Origin of the sequence: Morganella morganii H1r, assembly GCF_000633515.1 — a bacterium.
Classification (GTDB): Bacteria; Pseudomonadota; Gammaproteobacteria; order Enterobacterales; family Enterobacteriaceae; genus Morganella; species Morganella morganii_B.
On sequence record NZ_AYMP01000078.1, the window covers coordinates 1 to 14,310 of the forward strand.

Annotated in this window: 11 protein-coding genes and 1 tRNA gene; 8 read left to right on the top strand and 4 right to left on the bottom strand. The window is 52.2% G+C overall.

Annotated elements, in window-relative coordinates; all coding sequences use genetic code 11:
• The first annotated feature begins 55 nt into the window (after positions 1-55).
• Together U868_RS0122485 and metA are read left to right on the top strand one after the other, a co-directional pair.
• A tRNA-Asp gene (locus U868_RS0122485) sits at positions 56-132 on the top strand.
• 147 nt (positions 133-279) lie between these two features.
• On the top strand, positions 280-1,209 hold the full coding sequence (gene metA, locus U868_RS0122490) for a homoserine O-acetyltransferase MetA (protein ID WP_025155248.1): 930 nt from the start codon (positions 280-282) through the stop codon (positions 1,207-1,209).
• A gap of 54 nt (positions 1,210-1,263) precedes the next feature.
• On the opposite strand, the gene U868_RS0122495 is transcribed toward metA, so the two are convergent.
• Together U868_RS0122495 and edd are read right to left on the bottom strand one after the other, a co-directional pair.
• Positions 1,264-1,905, bottom strand: a complete 642-nt coding sequence (locus tag U868_RS0122495; protein ID WP_025155249.1) for a bifunctional 4-hydroxy-2-oxoglutarate aldolase/2-dehydro-3-deoxy-phosphogluconate aldolase — start codon at positions 1,903-1,905, stop codon at positions 1,264-1,266.
• Complete coding sequence (gene edd / locus U868_RS0122500; RefSeq protein ID WP_051583106.1) at positions 1,898-3,763, bottom strand: phosphogluconate dehydratase; 1,866 nt, start codon at positions 3,761-3,763, stop codon at positions 1,898-1,900. Before edd ends, U868_RS0122495 begins: the two co-directional genes overlap by 8 nt.
• A gap of 314 nt (positions 3,764-4,077) precedes the next feature.
• Between edd and metH the strand changes: the two genes are divergently transcribed.
• The 3 genes from metH to U868_RS0122515 all read left to right on the top strand — a co-directional run bounded on the left by metH (position 4,078) and on the right by U868_RS0122515 (position 9,040).
• Positions 4,078-7,758: a methionine synthase gene (metH, locus tag U868_RS0122505; RefSeq protein ID WP_025155251.1), complete on the top strand. Its 3,681-nt coding sequence runs from the start codon at positions 4,078-4,080 to the stop codon at positions 7,756-7,758.
• Positions 7,759-7,921: 163 nt separating this feature from the next.
• Positions 7,922-8,266, top strand: coding sequence for a hypothetical protein (locus U868_RS0122510; protein WP_162817289.1), 345 nt, complete (start codon positions 7,922-7,924; stop codon positions 8,264-8,266).
• 189 nt (positions 8,267-8,455) lie between these two features.
• Entirely contained in the window at positions 8,456-9,040 is a 585-nt protein-coding gene (locus tag U868_RS0122515; protein ID WP_025155253.1) for a hypothetical protein, read from the top strand.
• Positions 9,041-9,129: 89 nt separating this feature from the next.
• On the opposite strand, the gene lysC is transcribed toward U868_RS0122515, so the two are convergent.
• Positions 9,130-10,497 carry a lysine-sensitive aspartokinase 3 gene (gene lysC / locus U868_RS0122520; RefSeq protein WP_025155254.1) on the bottom strand — a complete coding sequence of 456 codons (1,368 nt, stop codon included), beginning with the start codon at positions 10,495-10,497 and terminating at the stop codon, positions 9,130-9,132.
• A gap of 281 nt (positions 10,498-10,778) precedes the next feature.
• Here lysC and pgi point away from each other — a divergent pair, with 281 nt between their 5' ends.
• From pgi to ubiA, 3 genes are all read left to right on the top strand, one after another.
• Entirely contained in the window at positions 10,779-12,431 is a 1,653-nt protein-coding gene (gene pgi, locus U868_RS0122530; protein ID WP_025155255.1) for a glucose-6-phosphate isomerase, read from the top strand.
• Positions 12,432-12,589: 158 nt separating this feature from the next.
• Complete coding sequence (gene ubiC, locus U868_RS0122535; RefSeq protein ID WP_024475151.1) at positions 12,590-13,090, top strand: chorismate lyase; 501 nt, start codon at positions 12,590-12,592, stop codon at positions 13,088-13,090.
• Between the two features lie 36 nt (positions 13,091-13,126).
• Positions 13,127-13,981 carry a 4-hydroxybenzoate octaprenyltransferase gene (gene ubiA, locus U868_RS0122540; RefSeq protein ID WP_025155256.1) on the top strand — a complete coding sequence of 285 codons (855 nt, stop codon included), beginning with the start codon at positions 13,127-13,129 and terminating at the stop codon, positions 13,979-13,981.
• A gap of 35 nt (positions 13,982-14,016) precedes the next feature.
• Here the strand turns inward: ubiA and U868_RS0122545 are convergent, their stop codons facing one another.
• A complete protein-coding gene (locus U868_RS0122545; RefSeq protein ID WP_025155257.1) occupies positions 14,017-14,205 on the bottom strand; it encodes a hypothetical protein in 189 nt (62 codons plus the stop codon).
• Positions 14,206-14,310 lie beyond the last annotated feature (105 nt).

The following is a 14,310-nucleotide window of genomic DNA, read 5'->3' on the forward strand; positions in this document are numbered from 1 at the left end:
GCCAGGTTATTATTAAGTGAGGGTGCAGAGTTGCATCAGTCACACAGAGATACGCGGAGCGGTAGTTCAGTTGGTTAGAATACCTGCCTGTCACGCAGGGGGTCGCGGGTTCGAGTCCCGTCCGTTCCGCCAACAAACATTAACCCCGATAGGAAACTATCGGGGTTTTGTTTTTTGTATGAAATAAATTCACCTTGCCGTTTTTCCCTCGACAGAACCTCTCTTTTTCGTTAGTTTTGGATGTCCGGATGTCTAAAATAACAAGGAGAGCCCGCCGCTATGCCAATCCGTATCCCTGATGAACTTCCTGCTGTCACCGATTTACGTGATGAAAATATCTTTGTGATGACATCATCACGGGCACAATTTCAGGATATACGGCCGCTGAAAGTGCTGTTTTTAAATCTGATGCCCAAGAAGATTGAAACAGAACTGCAATTTTTGCGTTTGCTCTCCAATACACCGCTCCAGGTTGATATTCAGTTACTGCGTATCAGTCACCATGAATCAAAGAACACACCCAAGGCGCATCTGGATGCCTTTTATTGTGACTTTGACGACATAAAAGAACAAAATTTTGATGGTCTGGTGATCACCGGTGCACCGCTCGGTCTGGTTGAATTTCAGGATGTGGATTACTGGCCGGAACTGGATGAAATTATCCGCTGGTCACAGACACATGTTACATCAACACTTTTTGTCTGCTGGGCAGTACAGGCGGGGCTGAACACACTTTACAATATCCCGAAACAGACATTGCCGGAAAAGATCTCCGGGGTGTATACTCACACCACACTGATGCCGCATGCGTTGCTGACCAGAGGATTCGACGGGCAGTTTTCCGCGCCTCACTCCCGCTATGCGGCATTCCCTGAAGCGATGATCCGCGAAAATACCGATCTTGATATCCTGGCTGCTTCTGAAGAAGCCGGTGCCTATCTGTTTGCCAGTAAAGACAAACGTCAGGTCTATGTGACCGGCCATGCAGAGTATGATGCCGATACTCTGGCAGGGGAATATCAGCGTGACTCGGATGCCGGGTTGGCGCCTGCTATCCCGGTGAACTATTTTCCGGATAATGACCCGTCAAAAACACCGGTATCCAGCTGGCGCGGACATGGCCATCTGCTTTATGCTAACTGGCTGAATTATTGTGTTTATCAGATAACACCGTTCGATCTGAGTGTGATGAATCCGACAGCAGACTGATAAAAAAAAGCCACCGCAAACGGTGGCAAAAGGCAGACTTAATTTACGATGTCTTTATGCACCGGCACCGGCAACGGCTTGTGCCGCCAGTGCGGTAATACGGTCATAATCTCCGTCACGCAGTGCATCTTCCGGCACCAGCCATGAACCGCCGACACAGGTCACACTGCTGAGCGCGAGATAATCCCGGTAGTTATTCAGGGAGATCCCGCCGGTCGGGCAGAAACGGATATCCGGGAAGGGGCCGGAAATCGCTTTCAGCGCTTTCACCCCGCCATTTGCTTCAGCCGGGAAGAATTTAAAATTTTTCAGTCCGTAAGCCATACCGGCCATCAGCTCGGAAACGGTGGCGATCCCGGGGATCAGCGGAATAGAACCCTGACCGGCTGCCTGTAACAGAGATTCTGTCAGGCCGGGACTGATAGCAAACTGTGCACCGGCATCAGTGACGGCTTTCAGTTGCTCCGGATTAATGACAGTACCTGCACCGACAATCGCTTCCGGCACTTCTTCCGCAATGGCGCGGATAGCATCAATGGCACACGCTGTACGCAGTGTGACTTCCAGAACGCGGATCCCGCCTGCGACCAGTGCACGGGCCAGTGGTACTGCCTGATGCAGCTCACGGATAACAATGACAGGCACAACCGGTCCTGCGTTTAAAACGGATTGCGCACTTAACATCTGATCATTCATCGTCATTCTCACTTTTATAAAAACGAATACAGCAGGCGCCTTCTTCCGCGCCCGAGAGTTGCGTGCGTAATGCACTGAATAATTCACGGCCGGAGCCGTCACGCTCTGCGCTGAGGTCAGGGATGACACTTTCACGTGCTGCCAGAACCGCCTCATCAACAAGCAGTGTCAGCTCACCGGTCTGCCCGTTCACCCGGATCATATCGCCGTCACGAACTTTGGTCAGCAGCCCGCCGGTATACGCTTCCGGGGTAACGTGAATAGCGGAAGGTACTTTGCCGGATGCGCCTGACAAACGCCCGTCTGTTACCAGGGCCACCCGGTAACCTTTATCCATCAGCACGCCCAGCGGCGGCATCAGTTTGTGCAGTTCCGGCATTCCGTTGGCCTGCGGCCCCTGGAAACGTACTACCACAATACAATCTTTGTTCAGTTTTCCGGCTTCAAACGCGGGCACAATATCATGCTGGCTGTTAAACACGATGGCCGGTGCTTCAATAATCTGGTTATCGGCAGGCACTGCCGAGGTTTTCATCACCGCCCGTCCGAGGTTCCCGGCCAGCACTTTAGTACCGCCGTGAGACGAAAACGGTGTATTTCCGGATGCAATCACACTGTCATCAAGCGTGCTGAGTGCGCCCTCCCGCCATTTCAGTTCACCGTTATCCAGCCACGGCTCCTGTGTATAACGGGATAAGCCAAAACCGGCAACGGTATGTACATCCTCATGCAGCAGTCCCAGGCTGAGCAGCTCACGGATAATCAGCTGTAACCCGCCTGCGGCATGGAACTGGTTGATATCTGCCGGGCCATTCGGGTAGATCCGGCTGAGCAGCGGGATAATGTCCGACAGCTCAGAAAAATCATCCCAGTTGATGATGATCCCGGCCGCAGCGGCCATCGCGATAAGGTGCATGGTCAGATTGGTGGAGCCGCCGGTTGCCAGCAAACCAACGATACCGTTAACGATGACTTTTTCATCCACCAGTTGCCCGATCGGCAGATAATTGCCGCTGTTTTCGGTAAAGCGGACAACCTGACGGGCGGCGGCATCTGTCAGTGCGGCGCGCAGCGGGGTATCAGGATGAATAAAGGACGCGCCCGGCAGATGTAAGCCCATGATTTCCATCACCATCTGATTGGAATTGGCGGTGCCGTAAAAAGTACAGGTTCCGGCGGAATGATATGAGGCCGCTTCTGCATCCAGCAGTGCCCTGCGATCGACTTTTCCTTCAGCAAATAACTGACGGACATGCACTTTTTCTTTATTCGGCAGACCGCTGGTCATGGGACCCGCCGGAATAAATACTGACGGCAGATGCCCGAAAGAGAGTGCCGCCATCATCATCCCCGGGACGATTTTATCGCAGATCCCGAGGTAAAGTGCGCCATCAAACATATTGTGGGAAAGCCCGACAGCGGCAGACATTGCAATCACATCACGACTCAGCAGGGACAGCTCCATACCATCCTGCCCCTGGGTCACGCCGTCACACATGGCGGGAACTCCGCCGGCAACCTGGCCGATGGCACCCACGCTGTGCAGTGCTGCTTTGATTTGTTCCGGATGAAATTCATACGGCTTATGTGCCGACAACATATCATTGTAAGCCGTAATAATCGCAATATCGTTATGCGCCATATTGCGTAACTGTTGTTTCTCATCCGGCTGGCAGGCGGCAAAGCCGTGTGCCAGGTTACCGCAGGCAAGCTGGGCGCGATGAACCGTTTTACTGCGTGCGGCGCTGATTTTTTCCAGATACCGGGCACGGGATACACGGGAACGCGCCGTAATGCGGGCGGTAATGTCTGAAAGTCGCGGATGAACCGGCGGGTACGCAGAATGTGTCATAGTCATGGCTCCGTGCTGATTATCTGCCTGTTGCAGTATCATAAACTCATTTGTTACCGGTAACATTGGCACAGATCAGCAACGGATTGCAACTTTTATGAGCAATTCTCTTTCCTGAATATGATCCACCTCAAATTTAGCTGAAACGAGAAAGCTTTCGGCGCGGATCGAAGAATCAGAAATAGAGGGTTGAGTACCTCTGCGGATCACCGCAACATGAAAAACGCTCAGGTTGCACGATAATGCACTCAGGGAAAGTTGTGGTAGTATAGACGTTCAGACGGCTATTTAAACGGGCATTGCAGAGCGGAGTCAGATAAATGGATAATAAAATCAGTGTATTAAAAAAAACGCTTAATCAACGGATCCTGATTCTTGATGGTGCGATGGGAACAATGATCCAGCGCTATGCACTGAACGAAAAGGAATACCGCGGTGAGCGTTTCGCTGACTGGCCGGTCGATCTGAAGGGAAATAACGATCTGTTATCCATTACACAGCCGGATATTATCCGTGAAATTCACCATGCTTATCTGGAAGCCGGTGCGGATATTATTGAAACCAACAGCTTTAACTCCACGGTTATTTCCATGGCAGATTATCAGATGGAATCACTGTCTGATGAAATCAATGAGGCCGCAGCAAAACTGGCCCGGGAATGTGCTGATGAGTGGACACGCAAAACGCCGGAGAAACCCCGTTATGTGGCCGGGATTCTGGGGCCGACCAACCGGACGGCATCCATCTCCCCCGATGTGAATGATCCGGCTTACCGCAATGTCTCCTATGACGCACTGGTTGAGGCTTACCGCAGCTCTGTACGGGCACTGATCCGCGGCGGCGCTGACATTATTATGATCGAAACAATCTTCGATACCCTGAATGCCAAGGCGGCGATCTATGCCGTTGAAACTGAATTTGAGGCACTGGGGATTAAATTGCCGGTGATGCTTTCCGGTACTATCACGGATGCTTCCGGCCGGACACTGACCGGCCAGACAACGGAAGCCTTTTATAACTCCATGCGGCACATCCGCCCGATCTCTTTCGGGCTGAACTGTGCGCTGGGACCCGCTGAACTGCGCCAGTATGTGGCAGAGCTGTCCCGTATCGCGGATTGCTATGTCAGTACTCACCCGAATGCCGGTCTGCCGAATGCGTTCGGGGGTTATGACCTGGATGCCGCCAATATGGCGGGTTATATCAGTGAGTGGGCACAGTCTGGTCTGCTGAATATTGTCGGTGGCTGCTGTGGTACCACGCCTGACCATATCCGTGCTATTGCACAGGCGGTGGCAGATATTCCGCCGCGTGTTATTCCTGATCGCCCCGTGGCCTGCCGTCTGGCGGGGCTGGAGCCACTGACCATCGACGAAAACTCCCTGTTCGTCAATGTGGGGGAGAGAACCAATATCACCGGTTCCGCACGGTTTAAGCGGCTGATTAAAGAAGGTAATTACCAGGAAGCACTGGATGTGGCCCGTAATCAGGTGGAGAACGGTGCACAGATCATTGATATCAACATGGATGAGGGCATGCTGGATTCACAGGCCGCCATGGTGCGTTTTCTGAATATGATTTCCGGTGAGCCGGATATTGCCCGCGTGCCGATTATGATCGACTCTTCAAAATGGGAGGTGATCGAGGCCGGGCTGAAATGTATCCAGGGTAAAGGCATTGTGAACTCGATTTCCCTGAAAGAGGGAGAAGAAGCCTTTATCGATCACGCCAAAAAAGTGCTGCGTTACGGCGCTGCCGTGATTGTGATGGCCTTTGATGAAACCGGCCAGGCGGATACCCGGCAGCGCAAGACAGAAATCTGTCAGCGGGCTTACCGCATTCTGACCGAACAGGTGGGATTTCCGCCGGAAGATATTATTTTTGACCCGAATATTTTTGCGGTGGCAACCGGTATTCCTGAACATAACAACTATGCGGTTGATTTTATTGAAGCCTGTAAGGATATCAAAGCGACACTGCCCCATGCGCTGATCTCCGGCGGGGTCTCCAACGTCTCTTTCTCGTTCCGCGGAAATGATCCGGTACGGGAAGCGATTCACGCGGTTTTCCTCTATTACGCCATCCGTAACGGCATGGATATGGGGATTGTAAATGCCGGGCAACTGGCTATTTATGATGATTTACCATCTGCACTGCGTGATGCGGTGGAAGATGTGATTCTGAACCGCCGGGAGGATGCCACAGACCGGCTGCTGGCGCTGGCAGAAGAATATCGCGGCAGCAAAGGGGAAAATGATCAGCCGCAGCTCGCGGAATGGCGCGGATGGGATGTGGAAAAACGCCTTGAATACGCGCTGGTGAAAGGGATCACCGAATTTATTGTTGAGGATACTGAAGCCGCCCGTCTGCGGGCTGACAGCCCGATTGAAGTGATCGAAGGTCCGCTGATGAACGGCATGAATGTGGTCGGTGATCTGTTCAGTGAGGGCAAAATGTTTCTGCCGCAGGTGGTGAAATCTGCCCGGGTAATGAAACAGGCGGTGGCCTATCTGGAACCTTATATTCAGGCGGCGAAAACCAGCGGTTCCAGTGCCGGAAAAGTCCTGCTGGCGACAGTCAAAGGCGATGTGCATGATATCGGCAAGAATATTGTCGGTGTGGTATTGCAGTGTAATAACTATGAAATTATCGACCTCGGGGTGATGGTGCCCTGTGAAACAATTCTCCGCACAGCCATTGAGGAAAAAGTGGATATTATCGGGCTGTCCGGGCTTATCACGCCGTCACTGGATGAAATGGTGCATGTGGCCAAAGAGATGGAACGTCAGGGATTTTCCCTGCCGCTGCTGATCGGCGGTGCCACCACATCCAAAGCCCATACGGCGGTGAAAATTGAGCCGAATTACAGCGGCCCGGTGACCTATGTACAGAATGCCTCGCGGACGGTCGGGGTCGTGGCGGCACTATTGTCAGATAAACAGCGGGATGAATTTGTTGCCCGTACCCGCAAAGAATACGAGGTTGTCCGCGACCAGTATGCCCGCCGTCAGCCGCGCTCAGCACCGGTGACACTCGCACAGGCGCGGGCAAATGCCTTTGCGGCGGATTGGGATAATTATACGCCGCCGTGCCCGGCATTTACCGGTGTGAAAACCGTCACTGCACCGATTTCGGTACTGCGACGTTATATTGACTGGACACCTTTCTTTATGACCTGGTCGCTGGCCGGAAAATACCCGCGTATTCTGGAAGATGATGTCGTCGGTGAAGAAGCCCGCCGCCTGTTTAAAGAGGCAAACGCGATGCTCGATGAGCTGGACAGAACCGGCGTACTGACCCCGCGGGGTGTGGCGGGGATCTTTCCGGCTAACCGGATCGGCGATGATATCGCGGTTTACCGTGATGAATCCCGCGAAGAAATTCTGTTATACAGCTGTCATCTGCGCCAGCAGACACAGAAGAAAGATGATTTCCCGAATGCCTGCCTGGCGGATTTTGTCGCGCCGCCGGGGATTCCGGATTACCTCGGAGCCTTTGCCGTCACCGGCGGGCTTGAGGAGGATACACTGGCTGCTCAGTTTGATGAGGCACACGATGATTACAATAAAATCATGGTGAAAGCCCTCGCTGACCGGCTGGCGGAAGGGTTTGCGGAGTATCTTCATGAACAGGTGCGTAAAACTATCTGGGGCTACAGTCCGGATGAAAACCTGAATAATGATTCGCTGATCCGTGAAAACTATCAGGGGATCCGCCCCGCACCCGGCTATCCGGCCTGTCCGGAACATACGGAGAAAAGCAAAATCTGGGAACTGCTGGATGTTGAAAGCCATACCGGTATGCGGCTGACGGAATCTTATGCTATGTGGCCGGGGGCATCGGTATCCGGCTGGTATTTCAGTCATCCGCAGAGCCGCTATTTTGCGGTGGCTCAGATCCAGCGGGATCAGATTGAGGATTATGCCGCCCGGAAAGATATGCCGGTGAAAGCGCTTGAGCGCTGGCTTGCCCCGAACCTGGGGTATGATCCGGAAGACTGAGTATTACCGTGTGTCAGCCTCCTGTCCCGGTTTGCATTAACTGCCGGGTACTGTTCTGCGTATAGTGAGTCATGCAGTATCACCGTATGACATTATCAGAACAGAAGGAGAATCGTATGAGCTCAGTATTTATTATCGCTGACGGCAGGACCGGGGAGGTGGTATGACACTTCCCGTTTTCAGGCCGTTAATGATATCCGCCACTTTTGTCTTATGCAGCGTATTTGCCGGTAACTGCCGGGCTGAGACTGATTTACCCTGCGCGATGATTAACAAGACTAAAGTTGTGGAAAAAGAAGGTCATATTTGTTTCAGTATAAAGCCTTTACCGGCTTGTTCTGAATCGTGCCTTTCATCAGAAAGTGTGGTGAAACATGTTAAGTTCCATTGTACCCGCGCTGATAAACCGTTATCTGATAAAAGGGCCAATATGGAGTTGGAGATATTGATTCCGGTGCGTTGTGAAGCAGCATTTCCTGCCGTTGCGCCGCCGGGCACCACACCATAGTCTGATATAAAACAGGATAACCGGCCGGGATCCTTTCTCCTTTCTTCGCAATTATCACGCAATGTGACAGCCTGCTCTTGTCATTGTTTTTTTCATCCCCATTTATAGATAAGCAATTATCCCGTACTATGGCTGCAACAGCCGTGACCGGGCATATCAGATTCAGCCATAAAAGGGAGTGATGAGACAATGTACCGTTTCTATATTCAGGACGCTTTACCTGCCGGGTGCCTGCCCGCGTATTCGCTGCCGAAAGCAGATCAGCCCCATTATTATGAACTGGATGAAAGCATCCTCAATGCTGCACTGAATATCATGCAGATCTCGGATATCCTGGATACTGATGATGTGCTGGATGATGACTGCTTTAACCGTATCTGGCTGAAAAGCGAGCTGACTCCCGCCCGGGCGTCAGAGGTTTATCACTTCTTATATCAGCAGCAACTGCCGGAACCCGTACCGTCACAGGATGAAATCGCTGCCTTTAAACAGGCGAGAGCCGATGAGCTGGCACTGCTGAGCCGGCGCAGCCCGAAAGAAGGGTATGTGCCAGTCCATAAATTTGCCACACAGGATGCCTGGCGGATAATGCCGGAAGAATGTCTGCTTATTGCCGGTGTTCTGACTGACCACATGCTGGAAGATAACAATATGGTGGTCAGTAACATCGCATCACTGTGCAAAATCAGCCACAAAACACTGGAATATGCCCTGAGAGGCTGGCGTGAGTTTAATTTATTCGCGGCAGAACACGGCGGTTATCAGGTTTGCTGATGATTCAGTCGTTTTTTATGCAAAGATAACACCTGATATGAATTGATCGCCTGATGCTGATCGCATCAGGCGTTTTTTTATCTGAATAATCAGAACAGATCGCGGTGAAGAGCACGGATGATCTCTTCGGCATCATTGCCAGGTACCAGCAGGCACATGTTGTGTCCGCTTGCACCATAACTGATCATGCGGATGTTAAACGGCTCAAGGGCACTGAAAATGGTTTTACCCAGCCCGTGTGCCCGGGTCAGTTCATTACCGATAACCGCGACCAGCGCCAGATTCTGCTCCACTTCAATACGGCACAGTGCAGACAACTCGGCGGTCAGCTCGTCACTGAGCAGTGTTCCGTTAGTGTGTGTTGAGCCGACGGTATCCAGTGTCAGGGCGATGCTGACTTCTGACGTGGTAATCACATCCACGGAAATATTATGGCGGGAAAGAATAGTGAAGATTTCCGCCAGAAAGCCGCGTGCATGCAGCATTTTCAGGCTGTGCAGCGTCAGCAGGGTCTGCTGGCGGCGTAATGTCAGGGCGCGGAACAGCGGCGGATTCGGGTCATTGTCGCACACCAGTGTGCCGCCCGCGCCGCTCTCTTTGCTGGAGCCGACAAACACCGGGATCCCGCTGCGTACGGCGGGCAGCAAAGTAGCCGGATGCAGGATTTTTGCCCCGAAGTTTGCCATTTCCGCCGCTTCATCAAAGGTAATATGATCAATCGGATAGGCATCCGGCACAATGCGCGGGTCTGTGGTGTAGATCCCCGGCACATCTGTCCAGATATCGACACGCTGACAGCCGAGCGCCTCCGCCAGCAGTGCCGCCGTGTAATCACTGCCGCCGCGTCCGAGTGTGGTGGTACGTCCTGCGGCTTCGCGGCCGATAAATCCCTGGGTGATTACCGTGCCCTGTGACAGACGCGGGGCAAGCAGCTGATCACAGCGCGTGCGCAGCACCACGGTATCCGGCTCTGCCCGGCCGAAACAGTCATCTGTCTGCATGACCTCACGGACATCAAACCATTGCGCCTGTGCCCCCTGTTCCCGCAGTACTTCGGTAAACAGCAGCGTCGACATAATCTCACCATGACTGACAATCTCATCCACCAGAGCGCTGGAGGTTGCCAGTGCGGCGGCATCCGACAAGGTGGTGATATTGCCCAGCAGACGGTCAATCTCATTTTGTACCACTGCGTTTTCCGGCAGACGGGACAGAATTTCATATTGTGTGTCACGAATCTGTTTCAGACATTTTTCACGTTGTGCGCGCGGGCATCCCTGAGCTAATTCGATTAATGCATTGGTGATCCCGGCGGAAGCGGATAACACCACCAGTGCCACACCGGGGGTCTGCAGAACGACCCCGGCACTTTTCTGCATGGCGTCGTAATTCGCCACACTGGTACCACCGAATTTTGCAATAACCTGCTGAGCAGGCGCGGAAGATGCTGACGCCATAATGAATTCCTTATCCCGTAAAGTGAAAAATGTGAGCTGTGTTACACTGATAGAATTATAGGGATTGCCGGAATGAGTCAATATTGATTAACGGATAATCAATATCTTTCATAATGACAGGCAAATTATCGTTTTTTGCGATATTCCGCCCGGGTGCTGGTTTTGTTTCTGTTTTTTGAGCAATATCACGGAATGACAGATGCATAACACCTTTATCGTCAGGACAGAGTACACTTTGTTGACACGATTCAGTTTTGGTTTTCAATGAAAAGAGAGCTGCAATGAAAAATATTAACCCCACTGATACTGCGGCCTGGAAGGCGCTGGAACAGCATTACGACACAATGAAAACTGTGCATCTCCGCGACTTATTTGCGCAGGATAACGACCGGTTCAGCCGTTTTTCTGCCACGTTCGGCGAAGACATGCTGGTGGATTATTCCAAAAACCGTATCACACAGGAAACCCTTGATAAGCTGCTGGCACTGGCGGAAGAGTGTGATGTGCGCGGGGCTGTCCGCAGTATGTTTTCCGGTGAGAAGATTAACCGGACAGAAGATCGTGCGGTTCTGCACACTGCGCTGCGCCACCGTGACAATACCCCGGTGATGACTGACGGACAGGATGTCATGCCGGCGGTTCGCGCCGTGCTGGAAAAAATGCGTGTGTTCAGTGAGCGGATCATCAGCGGGGAGTGGAAAGGTTATACCGGTAAGACGATTACCGACGTGGTGAATATCGGTATCGGCGGCTCTGATCTCGGTCCTTATATGGTGACAGAAGCACTGCGCCCGTATAAAAATCATCTGGGCATGCATTTTGTCTCTAATGTTGACGGCACCCATATCGCTGAAACCCTGAAAGAGCTGGATCCGGAAACCACGCTGTTCCTGATCGCTTCCAAAACCTTTACCACTCAGGAAACCATGACCAACGCCCATTCCGCGCGTGACTGGTTCCTGGCGGCGGCCAAAGACCCGGCGCATGTGGCGAAACACTTTGTCGCGCTGTCCACCAATGCGGATGCGGTGGCAGAGTTCGGTATTGATACCGCCAATATGTTTGAGTTCTGGGATTGGGTCGGCGGGCGCTATTCCCTGTGGTCGGCGATTGGTCTGTCTATCGTGCTCTCTGTCGGTTATGACAATTTCACGCAGCTGCTCAATGGTGCGTATGCCATGGATAAGCATTTCACTGAAACTGAATTCTCACAGAATATTCCGGTGCTGCTGGCGCTGATTGGCCTGTGGTACAACAATTTCTTCGGTGCGGAAACCGAGGCGATTCTGCCGTACGATCAGTATATGCACCGCTTTGCGGCTTATTTCCAGCAGGGTAATATGGAGTCCAACGGGAAATATGTGGATCGTAACGGTAAGGTGGTTTCTCATCAGACCGGGCCGGTTATCTGGGGTGAGCCGGGCACCAACGGGCAGCATGCGTTTTATCAGCTGATCCATCAGGGCACCAAACTGATCCCGTGTGATTTTATCGCACCGGCACAGAGCCATAATCCGCTGGGGGATCACCACAGCAAACTGCTGTCGAATTTTTTTGCGCAGACCGAAGCACTGGCCTTCGGCAAAACCCGCGGACAGGTGGATGCGGAATTTGCCGCACAGGGCAAAAATCCGGCAGAAATGGATTATGTCGCACCGTTTAAAGTTTTTGAGGGCAACCGCCCGACAAACTCGATCCTGCTGAAATCCATTACCCCGTACAGCCTCGGGGCTCTGATCGCCATGTATGAGCATAAGATTTTTGTTCAGGGCGTGATTATGAATATCTATACGTTTGATCAGTGGGGTGTCGAACTGGGCAAACAGCTGGCAAACCGGATTCTGCCGGAACTGGCGGATGACAAGCCGGTTGAGAGCCACGACAGCTCAACCAACGGCCTGATTAACCGGTTTAAAAACTGGCGTCAGTGCTGATTTCGCTTTAACCGCGCATTTTATAAACAAAGCCGCTCTGCGCAATGCAGGGCGGCTTTATTTTTAGCAAAAAATTTTCAGTAACGCGCTCATTTCCCGCCGGGTTTTGTTAAAGTGTATCAGAACACCTATTATGCCCCTGATAACCGGATTCATTCATGACACAAACAGTGATAACACCCCCCATCCGCTGGTTTGATAATGCGGAAACGATCCCCGCCGGGGTGCTGGACTGGTTATCAGAATTAGGGTCAATGACGCGGCGCTTTGAACAGCACTGCAATGAAGTGACGGTGAAACCGTATTGTGAAAAATATATCTCCCGTGAAGCGCTGACTGAAGAAGAGCAGATGCATCTGCCCGGCAGTGCACGCTACTGGTTACGGGAGGTGGTGTTATATGGTGACGGGGTTCCCTGGCTGACCGGCCGGACAGTGGTGCCGGAGGAGACGCTGACAGGGGAAGAGCAGCAGTTACTGAAAATGGGAAATGTGCCGCTCGGGCGCTATCTCTTTACCAGCGGTTGTCTGACGCGGGATTATATCCGCTTCGGGCTGTCAGAAACGCACTGGGCCCGCTGTTCGCGGCTGTGCCTGGCCGGTAAACCGCTGCTGCTGACTGAAGTTTTTCTGCCGGCCTCTCCGGCATACCCCGCATAAGTGAATATCTCGGAGAAGAATAACGTGGAACGAAGCATGGTACGCAGCAAGTGGCAGGCATACAGCCGTCTGATGCGGACAGACCGCCCGATTGGCTCACTGTTACTGCTCTGGCCGACCTACTGGGCGTTATGGATAGCGGCCCGGGGGATCCCGGACTGGCATATTCTGATCATCTTTACCATTGGTGTGTTCAGCATGCGTGCTGCTGGTTGTGTGATTAATGATTTCGCGGACCGGAAATTTGACGGCTCGGTGGAACGCACCAAAAACCGGCCGCTGCCGTGCGGCGATGTCACGGAAAAAGAAGCCAAAATTCTGTTTGCCGTACTGGTGCTGGTGTCATTCGGACTGGTGCTGACGCTCAATACGATGACTATCTGGCTGTCAGTCGCCGGGCTGGCGCTGGCCTGGGTGTATCCGTTTGTGAAGCGGGTCAGCCATCTGCCGCAGGTGGTGCTCGGGGCGGCCTTCGGCTGGTCGATTCCGATGGCGTTTGCAGCGGTCAGTGAATCGTTGCCGGCAGAGTGCTGGCTGTTGTTTGCGGTCAATATTGTCTGGTCTGTGATTTATGATACCCAGTACGCGATGGTGGATCGCAATGATGACCTGAAAATCGGTGTGAAATCCACGGCTATCCTGTTCGGGCGCTTTGATAAGATGATTATCGGCATATTGCAGCTGGTGATGATTCTGATGCTGTTATGGATAGGGCTGATGGTGAATCTGTCCGGGATCTTCTACTGGTCCCTGCTGCTGGCCGGCGCATTATTTGTCTATCAGCAGCGCCTGATGGCTGACCGTGAACGCGACCCATGTTTTCAGGCCTTTATGAATAATAACTATGTCGGGTTTATTCTGTTTCTCGGCATGCTGGTCAGTTATTTGTAAGTACGGATACACGTAATAAACCCGGAACAAGATACCTAAAAAATCCGTGCCAGATGAAGTACATATAATAAATAACCCAATACAGCAACTGATCCTGTGCCGGAGAGCAGCAGGATCAGAAAACAAATATCAGCTTTATTCGTCCGGTATTGGATAGCAGCTACACAAAACAGAATCAACAGTAATGCAAGCATAATTACTGTAAACAGAACGGCAATACCCATTATCTTTTCCTCTTATCTGTATGTTTAATACCGGACTTCGCCTTGTTAACCGGCAATAAAAAAGGAGACCGGTCACCCGGTCTCCTTTTTTGTACACAGAAAACC

What these genes read in the sequence shown, in the direction of transcription:
- ubiC (WP_024475151.1), top strand. Translation starts at nt 12,590, where the DNA reads ATGACACAAACAGTGATAACACCCCCCATCCGCTGGTTTGATAATGCG.
- U868_RS0122495 (WP_025155249.1), bottom strand. Translation starts at nt 1,905, where the DNA reads ATGAATGATCAGATGTTAAGTGCGCAATCCGTTTTAAACGCAGGACCG.
- U868_RS0122545 (WP_025155257.1), bottom strand. Translation starts at nt 14,205, where the DNA reads ATGGGTATTGCCGTTCTGTTTACAGTAATTATGCTTGCATTACTGTTG.
- U868_RS0122510 (WP_162817289.1), top strand. Translation starts at nt 7,922, where the DNA reads ATGACACTTCCCGTTTTCAGGCCGTTAATGATATCCGCCACTTTTGTC.
- edd (WP_051583106.1), bottom strand. Translation starts at nt 3,763, where the DNA reads ATGACTATGACACATTCTGCGTACCCGCCGGTTCATCCGCGACTTTCA.
- lysC (WP_025155254.1), bottom strand. Translation starts at nt 10,497, where the DNA reads ATGGCGTCAGCATCTTCCGCGCCTGCTCAGCAGGTTATTGCAAAATTC.
- ubiA (WP_025155256.1), top strand. Translation starts at nt 13,127, where the DNA reads ATGGTACGCAGCAAGTGGCAGGCATACAGCCGTCTGATGCGGACAGAC.
- metH (WP_025155251.1), top strand. Translation starts at nt 4,078, where the DNA reads ATGGATAATAAAATCAGTGTATTAAAAAAAACGCTTAATCAACGGATC.
- metA (WP_025155248.1), top strand. Translation starts at nt 280, where the DNA reads ATGCCAATCCGTATCCCTGATGAACTTCCTGCTGTCACCGATTTACGT.
- U868_RS0122515 (WP_025155253.1), top strand. Translation starts at nt 8,456, where the DNA reads ATGTACCGTTTCTATATTCAGGACGCTTTACCTGCCGGGTGCCTGCCC.
- pgi (WP_025155255.1), top strand. Translation starts at nt 10,779, where the DNA reads ATGAAAAATATTAACCCCACTGATACTGCGGCCTGGAAGGCGCTGGAA.